General features: G+C 69.6%; 14 protein-coding genes and 2 pseudogenes. 6 read left to right on the top strand and 10 right to left on the bottom strand.

From position 1 onward, the window contains the following. Positions 1-246: 246 nt before the first annotated feature. From ACWD38_RS18915 to ACWD38_RS18875, 9 genes are all read right to left on the bottom strand, one after another. A complete protein-coding gene (locus ACWD38_RS18915) occupies positions 247-1,389 on the bottom strand; it encodes an acyl-CoA dehydrogenase family protein (RefSeq protein ID WP_450124568.1) in 1,143 nt (380 codons plus the stop codon). Then, positions 1,386-2,699 (bottom strand): acyl-CoA dehydrogenase family protein, encoded by a 1,314-nt coding sequence (locus ACWD38_RS18910; protein WP_184479713.1) that lies wholly within the window; start codon positions 2,697-2,699, stop codon positions 1,386-1,388. The genes ACWD38_RS18915 and ACWD38_RS18910 overlap by 4 nt, the downstream gene beginning before the upstream one ends. 12 nt (positions 2,700-2,711) lie before the next feature. Beyond that, entirely contained in the window at positions 2,712-3,860 is a 1,149-nt protein-coding gene (locus ACWD38_RS18905; RefSeq protein ID WP_184479714.1) for a thiolase family protein, read from the bottom strand. Beyond that, entirely contained in the window at positions 3,857-4,276 is a 420-nt protein-coding gene (locus tag ACWD38_RS18900) for a Zn-ribbon domain-containing OB-fold protein (RefSeq protein WP_450124567.1), read from the bottom strand. The genes ACWD38_RS18905 and ACWD38_RS18900 overlap by 4 nt, the downstream gene beginning before the upstream one ends. Positions 4,277-4,287: 11 nt before the next feature. Next, a complete protein-coding gene (locus tag ACWD38_RS18895) occupies positions 4,288-5,106 on the bottom strand; it encodes an SDR family NAD(P)-dependent oxidoreductase (RefSeq protein ID WP_450124566.1) in 819 nt (272 codons plus the stop codon). A 38-nt stretch (positions 5,107-5,144) separates the two neighbouring features. Further along, positions 5,145-6,365 (bottom strand): acyl-CoA dehydrogenase family protein, encoded by a 1,221-nt coding sequence (locus ACWD38_RS18890; protein ID WP_450124565.1) that lies wholly within the window; start codon positions 6,363-6,365, stop codon positions 5,145-5,147. Next, a complete protein-coding gene (locus ACWD38_RS18885; protein ID WP_450124564.1) occupies positions 6,362-7,117 on the bottom strand; it encodes an SDR family NAD(P)-dependent oxidoreductase in 756 nt (251 codons plus the stop codon). Before ACWD38_RS18885 ends, ACWD38_RS18890 begins: the two co-directional genes overlap by 4 nt. Beyond that, entirely contained in the window at positions 7,114-8,121 is a 1,008-nt protein-coding gene (locus tag ACWD38_RS18880) for a phosphotransferase family protein (RefSeq protein WP_450124563.1), read from the bottom strand. The genes ACWD38_RS18885 and ACWD38_RS18880 overlap by 4 nt, the downstream gene beginning before the upstream one ends. Positions 8,122-8,182: 61 nt before the next feature. Then, the gene (locus tag ACWD38_RS18875; RefSeq protein ID WP_184479720.1) at positions 8,183-8,971 is read right to left on the bottom strand and encodes an enoyl-CoA hydratase/isomerase family protein; all 789 of its coding nucleotides are present in this window, start codon (positions 8,969-8,971) and stop codon (positions 8,183-8,185) included. 210 nt (positions 8,972-9,181) lie between these two features. Between ACWD38_RS18875 and ACWD38_RS18870 the strand changes: the two genes are divergently transcribed. The 3 genes from ACWD38_RS18870 to ACWD38_RS18860 all read left to right on the top strand — a co-directional run bounded on the left by ACWD38_RS18870 (position 9,182) and on the right by ACWD38_RS18860 (position 12,811). Beyond that, positions 9,182-10,204 (top strand): alcohol dehydrogenase catalytic domain-containing protein, encoded by a 1,023-nt coding sequence (locus ACWD38_RS18870; protein ID WP_450124562.1) that lies wholly within the window; start codon positions 9,182-9,184, stop codon positions 10,202-10,204. Positions 10,205-10,302: 98 nt separating this feature from the next. Continuing rightward, positions 10,303-11,325, top strand: a complete 1,023-nt coding sequence (locus ACWD38_RS18865) for an NADP-dependent oxidoreductase (RefSeq protein WP_450124561.1) — start codon at positions 10,303-10,305, stop codon at positions 11,323-11,325. A 151-nt stretch (positions 11,326-11,476) separates the two neighbouring features. Further along, positions 11,477-12,811: an MFS transporter gene (locus ACWD38_RS18860; RefSeq protein WP_184479722.1), complete on the top strand. Its 1,335-nt coding sequence runs from the start codon at positions 11,477-11,479 to the stop codon at positions 12,809-12,811. Positions 12,812-12,888: 77 nt separating this feature from the next. Here the strand turns inward: ACWD38_RS18860 and ACWD38_RS18855 are convergent. After that, positions 12,889-13,218: pseudogene (locus ACWD38_RS18855) on the bottom strand (DUF1214 domain-containing protein); the annotation flags it as partial. A gap of 232 nt (positions 13,219-13,450) precedes the next feature. Between ACWD38_RS18855 and ACWD38_RS18850 the strand changes: the two are divergent. The 3 genes and pseudogenes from ACWD38_RS18850 (at position 13,451) to ACWD38_RS18840 (ending at position 17,588) form a co-directional block, all read left to right on the top strand. Further along, positions 13,451-14,515, top strand: coding sequence for an LLM class F420-dependent oxidoreductase (locus ACWD38_RS18850; RefSeq protein ID WP_450124560.1), 1,065 nt, complete (start codon positions 13,451-13,453; stop codon positions 14,513-14,515). A 96-nt stretch (positions 14,516-14,611) separates the two neighbouring features. Next, positions 14,612-15,589: pseudogene (locus ACWD38_RS18845) on the top strand (hypothetical protein). A 751-nt stretch (positions 15,590-16,340) separates the two neighbouring features. Beyond that, complete coding sequence (locus ACWD38_RS18840; RefSeq protein WP_450124559.1) at positions 16,341-17,588, top strand: tRNA-dependent cyclodipeptide synthase; 1,248 nt, start codon at positions 16,341-16,343, stop codon at positions 17,586-17,588. The last annotated feature ends 100 nt before the right edge of the window (positions 17,589-17,688 follow it).

Genomic DNA, 17,688 nt, shown 5'->3' with positions numbered 1-17,688 from the left:
CGAGCGATCACCAGGCCACCGGGCCGCTACCGAGCGCCGGGCTCATGCACGTGGAGACCACCTGCCAGGTCGCGACGGGGAGAACACCACCGCGAGAGGCCGCAGAGCGCGAAGTCGTTGCACTCCAACGCCATTCCGGCAGGAGCCGCGGAACTCGCTCGTTCACCGAAGAGCATCTGCTTCAGTGAAGCGGTTTCGTTGATGATCACCGTTGCCCCTCAGCGGCGGCGGTCGTCCCGCGCCTGGTCACCCGGCGTCGACGTGCAGACCGGACAGCAGGCGCTCCTGGTGGGTGTGCCGATCGCCGAAGAGCACCGCGCTCGTCGCCGCCCGGCGGAAGTGCAGGTGCGCCGGGTGTTCCCAGGTGAACCCGATGCCGCCGTGCACCTGGATGGTCTCGGCGGCGACGTACTCGTAGGACCGGCTGCAGGTCAGCGCCGCTGCGGCTGCGGCGATGCCGACGTCCGGCGAGTCCTCCGCGATCGCTCCGGTGGCCCACAGCGATGCCGACCGGGCGGCCTCGAGCTCCACGGCCATGTCGGCGCAGCGGTGCTTGATCGCCTGCAGCATCCCGATCGGACGTCCGAACTGGACGCGGTTCTTGACGTGCTCGACCGCCATGTCCAGCGATGCCGCCGCCCCGCCGGTCTGCTCGCAGGCCAGCGCCGTCACCGCGCGGTCGCGCACCCGCGCGAGCACCCGCTCCCCGGTGCCCGGATCGCTGACCAGTCGTGCCGGTGCCCCGTCGAAGATGACGGTGGCCAATTGCCGGTTCGGATCCATCGCGCGGTCGGCGGTGCGGACCACACCCGGCGCGTCCCCGTCGACGACGAACAGGGCCCGCCCGTCTTCCGTCCGGGCCGCGACGAACAGCAGGTCCGCCGTGGCGCCCTCGACGACGAGGATCTTGCGTCCGGTGAGGCGCCAGGTGTCGCCGTCGCGCACGGCCGACGCGTCGAGGCTGGGCGCGTCCAAGCCCCCCGGGGTTTCGGCCCAGGCCAGCGTCGCGGTGCGCGCACCGGCGGCCAGCGCCGGCAGCAGTCGCCTCCTGCATTCCTCGGCCTGCGCTCCCTCGGCGTGCAGGAGCACGCCGACGCCGAGCACAGCGGTGGTGAACCACGGCAACCGGACCAGGGATCGGCCCAGTTCCTCGGCCACGACCGCGACCGGGCGGAATCCGGCGTCCGCGCCGCCGTAGCTCTCCGGCACGTCCAGCCCGACCACGCCGAGCTCGCCGGCGAACCGGTTCCACACCGCCGGGTCCCCAGCACGCTCCTCGCGCATCTCCCCGAACACCGCCGCGGTGTCGGCGTGCTCGCGCAGGAATTCCCGCACGGCACCGCGGAACTGCTCGATATCCGCGTCGTGCGTCAGCCTTCGGGCCGTCATGCCGCACCGCCCGGGTCGACCTCGTCCGCCTCGGCGAGCAGCTCGGAGTACCGGCCGAGCGCCTCCCGGGTGAGTTCGGGTCCGATGTAGGGCGGGAAGAGCCCGTCATCCGGCGTGGTGCTGCGCACGAGCGCCTTGGCGAGGTTGGTCTTGTGGACCTCGGTGGCACCGTCGGCGAGTCCCATGTGGAACGACTCCATCACCCACTTGCCGAACGGCAGCTCCTTGGAGATGCCCAGCGAGCCGTGGATCTGGATGGCTCGGGACGAGACGTCCAGAAGCACCTTCGGCATCGCGGCCTTCACCGCGGCGATGTCGGCGCGCACCGCGCGGTAGTCGTCGTGCTTGTCGATCTTCCACGCCGTGCGCAGCACCAGCAGCCGGAACTGCTCGATCTGGATCCAGGAGTCGGCGATCATCTCCTGCACCAGCTGCTTGTCCGCCAACCGCGCGCCCTTCGTGGTGCGCGAGACCGCGCGGCGCTTCATCAGCTCGAACGCGCGCTGGACCAGGCCGACGGTGCGCATCGCGTGGTGGATGCGGCCGCCCCCGAGCCGGGTCTGCGCGACCGCGAAGCCCTCGCCGCGCCGCCCCAGCAGGTTCTCCGCCGGCACCCGGACATCGGTGTAGCGCAGGTACTGGTGGGTTCCCACGGGTTCCTCGTGCCCCCACACCGACACGTCCCGCACCCGCTCGACCCCCGGCGCGTCCGCGGGCACCACGAACATCGACATCCGTTCGTGCGGTGCGGCGTCCGGCTCGGTCACCGCCATCACGATGAGGAACTCGGCGAACAACGCGTGCGAGGAGAACCACTTCTCCCCGTTGATGACCCAGCTGTCGCCGTCGAGCACCGCGGTGGTGCGGAAGCCCGTCGGGTCGGACCCGCCGTGCGGCTCCGTCATCGAGAACGAGGACACGATGTCGCCCTCGATCAAGGGCTCCAGGTAGGTCTTCTTCTGGAAGTCGCTGCCGTAGTGGGCGAGGATCTCGGCGTTGCCCGAATCCGGCGCCTGGCATCCGAACACGACCGGTCCGGAATGCGTGCGCCCCAACTTCTCGTTCAGCAGCGCCAGCCGCAGCTGCCCGTACCCCTTGCCGCCCAGCTCCGGGCCGAGGTGGCAGGCCCACAGCTCGCGCTCCCGCACCCGTTCCTGCAGCGGCTTGATCAGCGCGTTGCGGCGCGGGTCACGGGTGTTCCAAGCGTGCTCGATCACCTGGTCCACCGGTTCGACCTCGTCGCGGACGAACTCCTCGACCCAGTCCAGCTCCCGCTGCACCTCGGGGTCGGTTTCGAAATCCCAAGCCATTCCCTCGTCCTCTCAGCGGGTCAGAACCGTGCACGCGCTGATTCCGGGCGCACCGTAGACGTGCGTGAACCCCACGTGCGGTCGAGACGGCACCTGGTGGGCACCGGCGTCACCGCGCAGCTGGAGCGCGTTCTCGTAGATCTGCCGCAGCCCGGAAGCGCCGACCGGCTCACCGTTGGCGATGCAACCGCCGTCGGTGTTGATGGGCAGCCGTCCCTCGATCTCGTTGTCCCCGGCCTTGATCAGGTGCTCCTGTTCACCGTGCTCGCACAGACCGGTCTCGGCCATGTGCATCAGTTCCGCTCCTGACTCGGTGTCCTGGATCTGTGCGACGTCCACTTCGGACGGTGCGATGCCCGCGGCTTCGAACGCCGCCTGCGATGCCTGCACCGTGGGCGACTCGGCGCGCTCGGCGGCGATCCAGGGCGCGTACACCTCGAACGAGCCGTAGCGCCTGCTGCGGAACGCCGCGCCTTTCAGGAAGACGGGTTCGTCGCTGTACCGGCGCGCCTGGTCCGCGCGGCACAGCACCAAGGCCACCGCGCCCTCACCCGGGGAGCAGTACATGTATTGCGTCAACGGGTGCGAGATCATCGTTGCCGCGGCGATCTCGGCGGCGGTGAGCCGATCGCGTCGCCACGCGTTCGGGTTCAGCGCTCCGTTGCGGAACGCCTTCTCCGCGATCAGCGCGAGGACGTCCGAACCGATGTCGTGGTCGTGCAGGTACCGCTGGATCTTCATGCCGAAGAACTGGGTGGTGACCATCATCCCGGTCTCGCCGTACCACGAGCCGATGCCGTGCTCGGCCGGATCCACGTTGAACGCGCCCCGGGGATGCTTGTCGAAACCGATCACGATGCCGAGCTCGTGCTGCCCGGAGCGGATGGCCGCGTCGGCCGAGATCAGCGCCGACCCGCCGGTCGCGCAACCGTTGGCCACGTTGATGAACGGCAGCCCGGTCAGCCCCAGCTCGGAGACCAGCGTGTCGGCGTCTCCGGCCGAGTGCGACCCGCCGAACCCGAACTGCATGTCCGAGAAGGACAGTCCCGCGTCCCGCAACGCCTCCCGCGCGGCGTGCACCGCCTGAGCCCGGCCGGAGACGCCCTTCGTCCGCCCGAACCGGTGCATCCCGATCCCGACGATCGCCACACCGTCCGTCATGCCCGCACCTCCCGGTCCGGGGCGAACGCGAAGGTGTGCACCGGCGCGCCGTCGTCGGCCGTCCGGAACGGCACCAGCTCCAAGTGCATCGGCATCCCGATCTGCAGTGCCTCCGGGTCCGATTCCGTCAGGCGGGTCTCGACCAGGAGCTGCCCCGGAAGTTCGACGTACCCCACTGCGAACGGTTCGAACTCCTCCGGCCCCGTGTACGGATCCTTCGGCCGGAAGCCCTGGATCGTGAACGTCCACAGCGAGCCGCGCCGCGCCAGCGGGGTGTCCACCATGGACGCTCCGGTGCACCGCGGGCACCCCGCCTGGCGCGGGAACGTGCAGGCGGCGCAGTCGGAGCACCGGCTGCCCAGCAGCGCCGGACCGTCCGGCGTGTCGGTGACGAGCGAGTCGTCCACCATTCTCATCGCGACTCCTGTCATGGCGCGGCCAGCCTTCCTCCGTCGACGGCCAGCAGCGACCCGGTCGTGTAGCTCGACGTCGGCCCGCACAGGTACAGCGCCGCGCCGACGATCTCCGCGGGATCACCGCCGCGCTTCGACGGCCAGTCCTCGGCCATCGCCTCGAACGCGTCCATGTCCCACGCCGTGCTGATGTCGGTGAAGAACGGCCCGGCGAGGATCGTGTTCACCCGCACCAGCGGCCCGTACTCCTGGGCGAATCCCGCGGTGAGCGTGTTCAACGCCGACTTCGCCGCCGCGTACGGCAGGTCCCCGCGGGTCGGTCGACCCGAGGCGATCGAGGAGATGTTGAGGATCGAGCCGCCGTCCCGGGACGCCATCCGCTCGCCCGCGAGCGCCATCAGGCGGAACGGCCCCTTGAGGTTGACCCCGACGACCTTGTCGAACAACTGCTCCGAGACCTCGGACAGGCTCGGGTAGACCGGGGCGATCCCCGCGTTGTTCACCACGATGTCGACCGGCCCGAGGGATTCCTCCACCTCGTCGAGCAAGGCGGGAAGCCGATCCCACTCACCGACGTGAGCCCCGTGCGCGCTCACCCGGCGCCCGGTGGCCTCGGCGAGCTCACCCGCGAGCTGCTCGCAGGCGTCCTTCTTCCGGGACACCACGGCCACGTCCGCGCCGGCGGCCGCGAAGGCTATCGCGATCTCCCGGCCGAGCCCGCGCGAACCGCCGGTCACCAGCGCGGTCCTCCCCCGCAGCGGGCTCTGCTGGGGCCGCGCTTCGGCGACGGCTTCCGCCACGGTGCGCACCGGACCGGTGCTGTCTGCCTGCATGGCCACTCCCGTCTCGTGTCCCTCTTGCCGTGCCGCCGCTACCGCGGGATGTCCCGCCACGGAACGTTCTTGTCCCCGCGCGGCTCGGTGGGCAGGCCGAGGATGCGTTCGGCGATGATGTTGCGCTGGATCTCGTCCGATCCGCCCGCGATGCGGTACCCGGGCGCACCGAGCACGTGCTCGGTCCACTGGTAGACGTCGTCACCGGTGTCGGCGATCAGCCGGTTTCCCAGCACGGTGGCCGCGACTTCGCTGACCTGCTTGAGCTTCTGCGCCCACGCCAGCTTGCGCAGCGAGCCGATCGCCGACGGTTCGGCACCGTCCAGGCGCGCTTCGCGGTCCCGGGTGGACGCCAGCTCACCGAGCTTCTCCTGCATCCACACCTCGGCCAGGCCGCGCCGCACGTCGGGATCGTCGAGCCTGCCGAGCCTGCGCGCGGTCGCCACCAGATGCCGGTACCCGCCACCGAGTTCGGTGTTCGCACCGGAGTGGCTGCGCTCGAACCCCAAGGTGGCGAGGGTGACCTTCCACCCCGCACCGACCTCACCGAGACGCCACTCGTCGGGGATGCGCACGTCGTCGAGGAACACCTCGCAGAACGACGCCCCGCCCGACATCTGCCGCAGCGGCCGCACGTCGACCCCCGGGGTGTCCATCGGCAGCAGGAACGCCGTGAGGCCGCGGTGCTTCGGGGCGTCCGGGTCGGTGCGCGCGATGAGCTCGCCCCAGCCCGCGAACTGGGCACCGGAGCTCCACACCTTCTGCCCGTTGACCACCCACTCGTCCCCTCGCCGCTCGGCCCGGGTGGCGAGCCCGGCGAGGTCGGATCCCGCGGACGGTTCGGAGAACAGCTGGCAGGCGAGTTCGTCACCGCGCAGCAGCGGCCGGACGAGGTGCCGGCGTTGCTCCGGGGTGCCGAACAGGTCGATCGTCGGAGCGATCAAGTGCGCGCTGACCGACGCCAGCTCGTGCTGACCCGGTGTGTCGAAGTCGCGCTCCAGCTCGGCGAACGCCTCCTCGTGCGCGGGGGTGAGCCCCGCGCCGCCGTCGGATTCGGGCCAGGTCAGCGCGCCGTATCCGGCGTCGAACCGCTTGCGCTGCCAGGTGCACACGCGGGCGAGCAGCGCGCGTTCCTCGTCCGCGGGCAGATCGTGGAACACCGACACCGACGTGCGGGACGCGTCGACGTCCTGACGTGGAGTCGAGTTCCGCTCAAGCCACTCGCGCGCTTCGGCGGCGAATTCGTCGATGCTCGTCATCGGGACGTCCACCCTCCGTCGACCGCCAGCACCTGACCGGTGCAGTAGCTCGACGCCGCTGATGCGAGGAACAGCAGCGCACCGTCCAGTTCTGCCCCTTCACCGGCCCGGCGGAGCATCGTGTTGCGTTCGATCCACCGCACCGACCGGTCGTCGGCGAACAGTTCGTCGTTCATCTCCGTGCGGAACCACCCCGGCGCCAGCGCGTTCACGCGCACCCCGCGTCCACCCCAGTGCCCGGCCAGTTCCCGGGTGAGGCCGATCAGACCGGCCTTGGCAGCTGCGTAGCTCGCACCGCCCAGCGGTGCCGCGGAGACCAGTCCGAGGATCGAACTGACGTTGACCACCGACAGCGGAGCGCCGTCGGCCGCGCGAGCCGCGAGCTGGGCCAGGTGGAACGGGGCGACCAGGTTGGTGCCGAGCACCCCCGCGAATCCGGACGGAGTCTCGTCCAACGGCTTCGCGCCGCTTTCCGTGCCCGCGTTGTTCACCAGCACGTCGACCGCTCCGGTCTCGGCGAGCAGCGCCTCCCTGGCTTCCTCGTCGGAGAGGTCGGCGGGCAGGACGCGCAGCGCCGGATCGGCCGCCGCCAGCGCATCCAGCTTCTCCTTGCGCCGGGCCGTGATCCACACGGTCGCGCCCGCGGTGGCCAGCACGGTCGCGAACCGCGCACCCAGTCCTGACGACGCCCCGGTGACCAGCGCCGTCTTGCCCTGCAGCCCGAACAGCTCCCCGGGAGTCGGCACCGTCATCGCGACCCCCCTTCGAGGATGGAGCGCCCAGAAACGATCAGCGCGTCGATGGTGGCCGGTAGTTGCTCCTGGACCGGATCGTGGTGCACGCCCTCGCGGTGCCGCTTCAGGTTGTGCCCCATGATCGCGGCCATCTTCATCCGCCCGAGCGCGCGGAACCACGCGTGGTCCGGTGGTTCCGGGTTCCCGTAGACCGCCAGCAGCTCCGCTTCGGACGGCAGCTCCGCCACGACGCGACCGACACCGGGGAACAGCGCGCCGTCGGTGAACACGCCGAACCAGCCGAGGTCGACCCGCGGATCGCCGAGGCTCCAGATCTCCCAATCGACCAGCGCCGTCGGTTCGGCACCCACGCAGAGCAGGTTGCCGAGGCGGAAGTCGCCGTGCACCAGCACCGGATCCACGGCTACGGGCACCGCGGCCCGAAGCGCGGAAAGCAACGCCTCCGAACCGGAACGGAGTTCTTCGGGAACGGCGTGCATCGTCTTCGTCCAGCGCGCGAGCTCGTCGGCGGGCCCGAGCGGTTCCGGTACCTCGCCCCCGGCCGAGCGCAGACCGGCTTCGACACCCGCGAGCGGCGCGGCGTGGAGCTCTCCGAGGACGCGTGCCGCCGCGACCATCCGCTCCCGGGCGACCCCCGGTGGCAGCGGATGCTCTTCGAGCACCGGTTCCGCTGCCGTTCCCGCAGCGCACTCCATGGCGAACCAAGCGGGCTGCGCTTCGCTGCGAGCGGTGACCGCGGGAAGCGGCAACCCCGGCCCGGCGCCGGCCGCGGCCAGCGCCGACAGCACGTGCGACTGCCGCAGGACGTCGTTTCGCCCCACCGCACGCCGCCCCGGCGGCACCGCCTTGACGACGTGGTCGTTCCCGACGGCGTCCGTGACCCGGTAGGTCAATCCGCTGCGGCCACCTTCCAGCGTCCGCAACGGGCCCGATCCGCCGAGCTCGGCACGCACCCGCGCACCGAGCTCGGGATCGGCGTCCACGACGGCCGGCTTCGTCATCGCAAGCTCCTTTGCCAGCAAGGCCACCACTGCTCGATCACCGCGGAACCGACCACCGGACTCAGCGACCGGTCCACTTCGGGTCGCGCTTCTCCAAGAACGCCGAGACGCCTTCGGCCGCGTCCTGGGAGTTGAGCGTGACTCCCACCGCGAGGTGCTCCAGCACCATCAGCGAGGCGATGTCGGCGTCCAAGCCCCGATCCACCGCCATCTTGGTGAGCTTCATCTGGAACGGGCTCTTGTCCGTGAGGTGGCTGATGAACTCCTCGACGGTCTCGTCCAGCTTGTCGGCCGGTGCGCTGGCGTTGACGAGGTCGAAGTCGTCGGCCTCCTTGCCGCTGAGCAACTTGCCGGTGAGCATGAGCTCCTTGGTCTTGCGGATGCCCAGCATGCGCGGCAGGCGGTAGATCGGACCGGCACCGCCGAACAGTGCACGGCGAATGTGGAAGTCGCCGATCTTCGCGTCGTCGTCGGCGATCGCGAAGTCGCAGGAGATCATGACCTCGAACCCGCCCGCGGTGGCGTAGCCCTCGATGACGGCCACCGACGGCGTCGACATGTTGTAGAGCCGGTCGCAGACCTTCGCCGACACCACGGCGACGTCCATCGCGGTGCTCGACCCGATGAACTCGGACTGCAAGCTGTCCAGGTCGAAGCCGGACGAGAAGGTGTTCTCCCGGCCTCGGAAGACCAGAACGCGCAGTTCCGGGTCGTTGTCGATCTCGGTGATGATCTCGTCGAGCCGGTTGAGCATCGGCACCGTGATGCAGTTGCGCTTGTGCGGGCGGTTCAGCCAGACGCGTGCGACGTTGCCGTCCTTCTCGAACTGGATGTCGTCCTCGACTGCCATGTGCTCCTCCTTGAACTGACTTCAATTCGATAATGGGTCGCGGGCTCTCCCGTGTCAACACTTCGGGCGCCACTCCCTCCCCTTGGCCGCACCGCGGCAAGGAGGTCGCCGACCTGCACCGCCACGCCCGCCGTTGCCAAGGTGGCCACATCGCGGCCATGCTGAACTCACTTCACTTCAGGGCCTAGGTCAGACGCGACGAGGAGCAGCATGCGTGCGTATCGGATGTTCGGCGACGGCCGCAGCGGACTGACCGAGGTCGCCTCACCCGCGCCGCGGGCCGGCCAGGTCCGGCTGGAGGTGCTGGCCACCGGTCTCTGCCAGTCGGACCTGCACGTCCTCGACGCGACCGGAGTCCGCTCGGCCACGGCCTGGCCGACGCCGTACACGCTCGGCCACGAAACCTGCGGCCGGGTCGCCGAACTCGGGACGGGCGTGACCGGCGTGCACGTCGGCGACCAGGTGATCGTCCACGGCCCGTGGGGATGCGGGCAGTGCGCGAGGTGCGCGGCGGGCAGGCCGAACTACTGCGACCAGCCCGATCCGAAAGCAGCGGGGATCGGACTCGGGGTCGACGGCGGGCTCGCCGACGAGATGGTCGTCGAAGCCGGGCGCCTCGTTTCCGCCGACGGCCTCGATCCCGCTCTCGCCGCGACCCTGGCGGACGCGGGACTCACGTCCTTCCACGCGGTCAGCGGCTGCCGGGACGCGCTCGCCGAACCGGACGCGACCGCGCTCGTGATCGGCGTCGGCGGCCTGGGACACCTCGCGGTCGGCATCCTCGCCGCCGTGTCGAACGCGCACGTCATCGCCGTCGACGTCCGCGCCGAAGCACGCGATCTCGCACGCGCCTGCGGTGCCGCGACCGCCTGCGCGCCGGACGACGTCGGCGCCGCGCTTCCCGCCCGGGGCGCGGACGTGGTGCTGGACTTCGTCGGCAGCGACGCGACGATGGCGCTGGCGGCGCGATCGCTGCGCCGGGCCGGCGACCTCGTCGTCATCGGCAGCGCAGGCGGCACGCTGCCGGTCGCGAAAGGGACCGCGCTGCCACCCGGCGCTCGTGTTCACGTCCCGTTCTGGGGAGCCCGCGACGAACTCGCCGAGGTCGTCGGGCTCGCGCGCGACCGCGGTCTCCGCGCCGAGATCACGACCTACTCGCTCGACGACGCGGACCAGGCGCTCGACGACCTGCGGCACGGCAGGTTCCTCGGCCGCGCCGTGGTCCTTCCGTAGCGCCGAGCGAGCCGGACCCGTCCATCGGCGTCGGCACACCCGGCGAAGCATTTCGCTGCCGGCCAAGTCAGGTACATCAACGATCTTGGGAGAAACCCATGGAATGCGTTCAAGTGCAGGTGCTCGAGCTGCCGGTCGGCGAAGTCGGCAGGCACCACTTCGAGCTCGCGACCGCCGTCCTGCCCGATCTCGAACCGGGGCAAGTGCTCGTGCGCAACACGTGGACCTCGGTGGATCCCGGACTGCGGCTGCGTTTGCGCGCCGACGCACCGCAGGGGTACTTCGCCGCGTTCCCGGTCGGCGAGGCGATGGACGGCATCTTCACCGTCGGCGTCGTCGAAGAATCGCTGGCCGAAGGCTTCCCCGTCGGCAGCACCGTGTGGCACTCATACGGCTGGCGCAGCCACGCCGTGGTCGATTCCGGCGAGGTCGCGATGAACGGCATCGCGAACCTGCGCCTGCTCGACGTCGACAGGGCTCCGGCCCAGGCGTACCTGGGCCCGCTCGGCCCGATGGGCTTGACCGCTTATGCGGGATTGCACGTGATCGACGCGTTGGGCGGCTCCGGCACGATCTGGGTTTCGGCCGCCGCAGGCGCCGTCGGCAACATGGTGTGCCAGATCGCGAAGCACAGCGGCCTCCGGGTCGTGGCCAGCGCCGGAAGCGACGAGAAGGTGGCCTGGCTGCTCGACGAGATCGGTGTGGACGCGGCGTTCAACCGGCGTTCGCGACCATTGGCGGAGTCGCTGGCGCAGGCCGCGCCCGAGGGGCTGGACTTCTACTTCGACGGTGTCGGCGGCGCGCACCTCGAGGCCGCGCTCGACGCGTTGAACAACGACGGCCGGGCCGCGCTCTGCGGCTCGATCTCCGAGTACGAGGGCGGGACGGCCGGGCCGGGCAACCTGTTCCTCGCCACCTCGAAGAACCTCATCCTGCGCGGATTCCGCGGCAGCGCGCACGTTCCGCTGCTCGACGAGATGCAGCGGCGCCTCGGCGGCTGGCTGGCCGAGGGACGTCTGGTCCACCGGGAGAGCGTTTACGACGGCCTCGAGGCGGCGCCCACCGCCATGGTCGACATGCTGGCCGGACGCACGATCGGCAAGACCCTCGTCCGGATCTGAGCAGCGCACGAGCGACCGGGCGCGGGTGTCCGTTCGACATCGCGCGCTCCACGCTCCTGGAGCTAGTTGAACTGACGTCAATTCATGTCTACCTTATCGGCACTGCGGCCGAACGACTGCGACGGTCGTTGCACAGCGCAAAGGAGCGCCGATGTCGACACAAGCAATGCGCGATCGCGAGCGCCTGGCCCGCCGCGCCAGCGTGGCAGCGTCAGCCGGAACGGCCATCGAGTACTACGACTTCGCCATCTACGGCTACCTCGCGGTCGTCCTGGCACCGCTCTTCTTCCCCGCCGGTGACAGCCTCGTCGGACTGCTCGGGACACTGGGGGTGGTCGCCACCGGGGCACTGGCCCGGCCCATCGGTGGGTTGATCTTCGGCCGCATCGGTGACCGGCGCGGCCGCAAGGCCGTGCTCATGGCCACCGTCGCGGTGATGGGGGCGGCCACGATGCTGACCGGACTCCTGCCGACCTACGCCTCGATCGGCATCTGGGCCCCCATCCTCCTGACGCTCCTGCGCATCGTCCAAGGGCTCGCGGCCGGAGGCGAGATCGGCGGGGCCGCCTCGCTGTCCACCGAATCGGCCCCCTCCCGGCGACGCGGCCTGTTCGGTTCCGCGACCTCGATCGGAGTGTCACTCGGCATCGCGAGTGCCGCGGGGACCGTCGCGATCCTGAGCGCCCTCACGTCCACGCAACAGATGGCCGCCTGGGGCTGGCGCGTACCGTTCCTCATAGCCGCGCCGCTCCTGGCGGCCGCCGTGGTCTACCGGATGCGGGTCGAGGACTCCCCGATGTTCGTGCAGCTGGCCAAGAAGTCCGCTCCTCCCAAAGCGCCCGTGCTCGAAGTCCTTCGCACGCACAAGGCCTCCGTCCTCCGGGTCATCGGCATCGCGTACTCGACCATGACCACCGGTGGGATCGCATCGGTCTACTTGCTCGTCCACCTCTCGGCGGTCCTGAACTACCCGCTGACCGGGTCGCTGTGGCTGATCGTCCTGATCGTGCTCATGCCGTTGGCGGCCATCCCGTGGGCGGGCGCCCTGAGCGATCGCCTCGGTCGACGTCGTGTCCTGGCGGGCGCGATGATCGGGTTCGTCCTGCTCTCGATCCCCTGCTTCTGGGTGATGCAGCAAGGTTCGCTCCTGCTGGCCATCGTCGCCGCCCTGGTCTTGAACATCCCGTTCAGCATCCAGCAGGGCGTGGTCTACACGCAGTACAGCGAACTCTTCCCGACCAGGGTGCGCTACACCGGGATCTCGCTCGGGTTCAACATCGGCGGTGTCATCGGCACGGGGCTCGTATCGCTGATCGCGACCGGACTGGTCAAGGTCACCGGACTCACGATCTCCCCGGCGTTCTACGCGGTGTTCGCCGCGCTGGTGGGCCTGGTCGTCGTCGCGACGATGCACGAGACCTCGCGCGAGGACATGACGGGGGAACCGGCCGCCGACGAGCCGGAACCCCGGCCGGTCCGGTCATAGGTGGTCCGACGCGCCCGCTCCTCGACGCACCGGAGCGGGCAGCCAGGACCCGCGACGACCTCCTGACCCGGCGAATAGATGCGCAGGATCAGGTAGAACTCGCCTTCCGGACACGGAAGCCAGTTCGCGGTGCCGGGATCGGCGTGGCTGATCACCAGCCGCGCCGATCCCTCGTCACCGAGCGCCGCGCTGCCCAGGGCGTGGCGATGCGCGGAGTTCGCGTGCAGCCGTCCCGTTTCGGCGCGGTAGAGGGTCGCGCTCCAGAACGCGGTCTGCGGTGGCCGCTCGGCGAATTCGAGGGTGTAAGGCCCGTTGCGCCCGGCCAGCAGCTGCCCGGTGGAGTCCACGTGCGTGTTGAACGACGTGTTCTCCTCCGCGACGTTCGCGCCGAGGCCGACGTGGTTCATCACCGCGCGAGCGAGGAAGTTGTGCCCTAGCCGAGCGGATCCACCTCCCCCACCCATCCTCACGCACGCGTCGTGCTTCCGATATCGCGCTCCCAGCCAGCGGCATCAGCGGGCGCGGCTCGGCCATAGTAATCGAACCGAGTTCAAATCAGCAGGAGGCGCTGCAGGTGGGATCGGCCAACTCGAACGGTTCCATCGGCATCACCGGAAGACCACGCCTCGGTACGAACTCGTGCACGGCAGCACCCGAACTCCCGGTCGCTACGCAACGTCGCTCGCACGTAAGGTCCGTGGCACCGATCCTGTAGCCCTGCGCCGCGCAACCAGAACCGCCGAGGGCGGATCTCGCGAGCGCACCGGGGACGACCATCCGACTCACCCGCGGAGGAGTCGCACGATGACCGAGAAGCGTGTTGGCGTCGAGTTTCCTTCCAAAGCCGGCATCTGGTGGAACAGCGAGGCCTGGCCGATCCGCGAGGCGCAGAACGTCGCCCGTGACATCGAAGCACTCGGATTCGGCTCGCTGTTCATGCCCGAAGGCGGCGGGAAGGACGTCCTCGTCGAATCCGCGGCCCTCCTCGCCGCCACGGATCGGCTCGTGGTCGGCACCGGAATCGCCAACATCCACGTCCGGCTCCCCATGGCCGCTGAAACCGCGGGCCGCACGCTCAGCGCCCTGCACCCCGGACGCTTCGTCCTCGGCCTGGGCGTCAGCCACGCCCCGTTCGTCGAGCAACTGGTCGGCAACCCCTACAGCAAGCCGCTGACCACGATGCGAACCTACCTGGAACGCATGGACGAGGTGCCCGCTGAACTAGAGTCCGACGGTCGGGCCCTCCGCCTGCTGGCGGCTCTGGGACCGAAGATGATCGAGCTGTCCGGTGAACTCGCCGACGGCGCACACCCCTACCGAGTCACGCCCGAACAGACCCGCAACACCCGTTCCCTCCTCGGACCCGACCGCTGGATCGTGAGCGAGCAAGCGGTGGCCATCGGCGGAGACGAAGCAGACCAACTCCGACGCGCGCACGAGCACCTCCGGCTCGCCTCGTCGTTGCCCAACTACCGCAACTCCTGGCTGCGACAAGGATTCGACGAATCCGACCTCGTTCCCGGCGGGTCGGACCGATTGGCCCGCGCACTGGTCGGCATGGGTTCCGCAGAGCAAGCGGCGGAGTCGGCCACCGCACACCTCAACGCCGGCGCCGACCACGTCGCCGTCCAACTCCTGCTCGACACCCCGACGACCGATCCACGCCCGGCGCTGCGCGCACTCGCGTCCGCCTTGAAGCTCTAGGCCCGGCGCCGCGCACATCGCGACCAGGCCGACGGCCTCCTGGTGGAACGCCAGGACCGCCACGCAGTCCACCTCGGTCACGACCTCCCGCACCGAATGGACCGTCGACTTCGGACAATTCGACCCGCCGACCGGACAATCCCTTGCGCAGACGCATTTCCGCCGAAGTTACTCCATATCGCGGTGTCGGATAATCCCGGTCGGCAACAGTTGACACCGCATGCACCCCTGGACACGATCGTCCCGCTCCGGCTCCGATTCGGATGCGGCTGTCCGCCGCCCTCACCGACAGGGTTGATCCACTTGACGACGACGTACGATCCGAATCCCGTCCTCGATGAGCCGTGGCTCGAGATCGGAGAACACCAGTTCAGATCCCGGCTCATCGTCGGCATCGAGCAGTACGACTCCGTTCCCGTCGTCAGGGACGTGCTGACCGCGACCGGTGCCGATGTCTTCATCACCACCGTGGACCCGGACAATCGCCGTTCCAGCCTGCTCCTGTCGGATCTCGACGACGCGCTCCCCCTGGAGAACTTCAGCTGGATCGGCACCACCTCGTTCTCCCGCTCGAAGGACAGCGCGGTCAAGACCGCGGGAATTCTGCGGGATTCACTAGGAATCGATGTGCTGAAGCCGGACGTCCGGGGCGAGGACAACATGCCCGACAACCGGATGACGATCTAAGCGGCTCACGAACTCCGCCCCCAGGGAGTGGAACTCTTGCCGTTCATCCTGCCGGAGCTCGAAGCGGCGCGGGAACTTCAGGATCTCGGGTGTGCCGCGCTGCGCGTGATGGCCTCGCCGGTGGCCTCCGGCCGAGGCATCGTCGACCCGACGCGAATCCGGGAGGTCATCGAGCACTCGGACATCCCGGTGATCGTCGAGGGCGGACTGGGGAGCGCTAAGCACGTCGCACTCGCGATGGAGCTCGGAGCCGCGGCGACGCTGATCAACACCGCGTTGGTGCGAGCAGGTGAGCCGCTCAAGATGGCCAGGGCCATGCGGTACGCGGCGATCGCTGGACGCCTGGCATTCGAATCCGGCCCGATGGCGGAGGCCCCGGCCGCCTGATCGTCGACCCCGTGTCACGCTCGGCGGTCCCGGAATCCAGCTGATCGGACGAACTCGACGGACTTTTCCACCATGATCGCCCTTCCGCGCGAAACGGGGCTCGTGTCGAGTGAGGCACTGCCCGGCGATGACGTCGGCCTCCGGGAGCGGGTGGAACCGGCGGAACCACGAACCGGGTCCTGGAACAGCGGCTTGACGAACCGCGTCTCGAAGTGCCCCGCGCCGGCACCCACCTGCCGCCGCGCCCACGAATGTGACCGCGCATTCCGGCCCCCGGCCCGCTCATCCGCTCCGGCAGTGCAGCGGTCGTCCAAGTGACGTAGCCGAAACGGGTCCGCCAGCACCGCACGGGAGGACGTTGCGATCGCAGCATCGGAAGGCGCTCTGCACGGACCCGCTACGCAGCGGGACTTCAGTCCCCTCCCGGACACCAGTGGGGGCGATCCCTCCCACGTATGACGCGGCAGTTCAACGATGACGGTGTGCCGCGGTGCGCCCGCAAAGGTGACAACCGACCCCATTGCAGAACTAATTCCGGCTTTCCGAACCTGGACCGCGCAGAAAGTCACCCGCCAGGACGACGGGCCACAATTCCCGGATGCCCGCAAAAACGGCCATCGGTAATCTCTGCTTGAGAATCGGAGTCGTGGGGGCGGCGGAACCGGCACTGGGGGCCGCCGCACGCTTGCCGCGCTGCGAATCCCATTGACGATCCGCAGAACCGAGAACGCACGGAGCAGGAGCGCGGCACATGATCGTCCCGGGGGACCACAACGACATTCCGCCTTCTCGACGGGCGCCCTTCATCGTCGAACCGTTCACGGACGCATGCCGTGCGATCTGGGAGCAGCGGCAGCACGCGCTGTTCGGGGTCAGCCCCGGGAACAGCTACTTCCAGGTCGCACTGCTGACCGACCTGCTGGGCTGGCTCTGCGAGGAGTTCGCCCGGGGCGATGTCGTCGTTCCGGACTCCGCGCTGGAACACACCTACCGCGCCCTCGGCTACTCCCCGCAGCGCGCGGCGACGAAGGCGCGGGGCGAGACCAATGTGCTGCGCAACAGAGTTCGCAGGGCCTGGGAGAACTGCGGCGGGCCGAGAGAGGGCGACGGCCTGCACCGGATGTCCGAGCTGGCTTCCCACGGGACCTACCGGCGAACGCTCGCGGAGTGTGAGGAAGCACTGGCGGCCGACGAGAACCTTCGGGAAACGTGCGCGCTGGCGAGCAGGAAGGTGCTCACCGCACGGGGATTCGACGGGCCGCTGACCGAGGACCAGATCAACCGGGCCATGCGGTACCTGATCGGCGAACTCCCGTTCTTCCTGGCTTCGGCCGAGATGTTCAACGTCACGGACGGTCGCATCGCGGCCGCGTTCACCCACTTCGCGTCGACCTGGGGCATCACGACCGATTCCCTCGGGCACTTCCTGGAAGTGCTCCGCAGCGACCTGCACGTGACGTCCTACCAGGCCTACCGCGACCTCGAGCACTACATGCGGTGGGTCAGCGGGGAACCGGCTGCTTGGATCAACCTCCTGCTCGAACCGTCCACGGCCGAAGCCGAGCACCGCGCGATCTCGCTCAGCCACGCCCTGTACCTGCTGCACTTCCTCGACGACATCGGCGAGGACCTGGAACTCGGGCGCGTCTACCTGCCGGAAGACGATCTGGCGCAGTGCGGCTTGACCCGCGAAAGCCTGCGGACCGCCGTGTCCGGCGGGGTCACGACGGGTGCGTTGCGGCTGCTCGCCCGCTGCCAGGCGGACCGCGTCGACCGGCTGCTGACCGAGTCCGAAGACTGGTGGCGACTGGTGCACCCTTCATCGCGCTGGTTCGTCCAGCGATACCACCGCCTCGCACGCCAGTCGTTGCGCACGATCCTCCGGCGCGACTACGAGGTCCTGCTCCCCGTGCCCCGGACGCAGGCCATGTGGAACCGCACGAAAGCCATGGGCGGCACCGGACTCACCTACGCCCGCGCCCTCGCCACCAGACCTTGACCGAATGCGGCCCCACACCCAATGACTCGCCTTGCCGTGCCTGCGGCCGCCGGACGGGAGTGCTCGGACGTGCGTGCCGCCGGTGAGTTCGAAGAGGTGG

It is taken from the genome of Saccharopolyspora sp. NPDC002578 (assembly GCF_053592695.1).
Note: the sequence above shows the minus strand (reverse complement) of the source record. Positions and strands in the feature narration are given on the sequence as shown.

Bases quoted from the DNA above. Each gene is read 5' to 3' on its own strand.
- ACWD38_RS18865 (WP_450124561.1), top strand. From the start codon at position 10,303: ATGGAATGCGTTCAAGTGCAGGTGCTCGAGCTGCCGGTCGGCGAAGTC.
- ACWD38_RS18900 (WP_450124567.1), bottom strand. From the start codon at position 4,276: ATGAGAATGGTGGACGACTCGCTCGTCACCGACACGCCGGACGGTCCG.
- ACWD38_RS18880 (WP_450124563.1), bottom strand. From the start codon at position 8,121: ATGACGAAGCCGGCCGTCGTGGACGCCGATCCCGAGCTCGGTGCGCGG.
- ACWD38_RS18895 (WP_450124566.1), bottom strand. From the start codon at position 5,106: ATGCAGGCAGACAGCACCGGTCCGGTGCGCACCGTGGCGGAAGCCGTC.
- ACWD38_RS18870 (WP_450124562.1), top strand. From the start codon at position 9,182: ATGCGTGCGTATCGGATGTTCGGCGACGGCCGCAGCGGACTGACCGAG.
- ACWD38_RS18915 (WP_450124568.1), bottom strand. From the start codon at position 1,389: ATGACGGCCCGAAGGCTGACGCACGACGCGGATATCGAGCAGTTCCGC.
- ACWD38_RS18885 (WP_450124564.1), bottom strand. From the start codon at position 7,117: ATGACGGTGCCGACTCCCGGGGAGCTGTTCGGGCTGCAGGGCAAGACG.
- ACWD38_RS18875 (WP_184479720.1), bottom strand. From the start codon at position 8,971: ATGGCAGTCGAGGACGACATCCAGTTCGAGAAGGACGGCAACGTCGCA.
- ACWD38_RS18890 (WP_450124565.1), bottom strand. From the start codon at position 6,365: ATGACGAGCATCGACGAATTCGCCGCCGAAGCGCGCGAGTGGCTTGAG.
- ACWD38_RS18860 (WP_184479722.1), top strand. From the start codon at position 11,477: ATGTCGACACAAGCAATGCGCGATCGCGAGCGCCTGGCCCGCCGCGCC.
- ACWD38_RS18840 (WP_450124559.1), top strand. From the start codon at position 16,341: ATGATCGTCCCGGGGGACCACAACGACATTCCGCCTTCTCGACGGGCG.
- ACWD38_RS18910 (WP_184479713.1), bottom strand. From the start codon at position 2,699: ATGGCTTGGGATTTCGAAACCGACCCCGAGGTGCAGCGGGAGCTGGAC.
- ACWD38_RS18905 (WP_184479714.1), bottom strand. From the start codon at position 3,860: ATGACGGACGGTGTGGCGATCGTCGGGATCGGGATGCACCGGTTCGGG.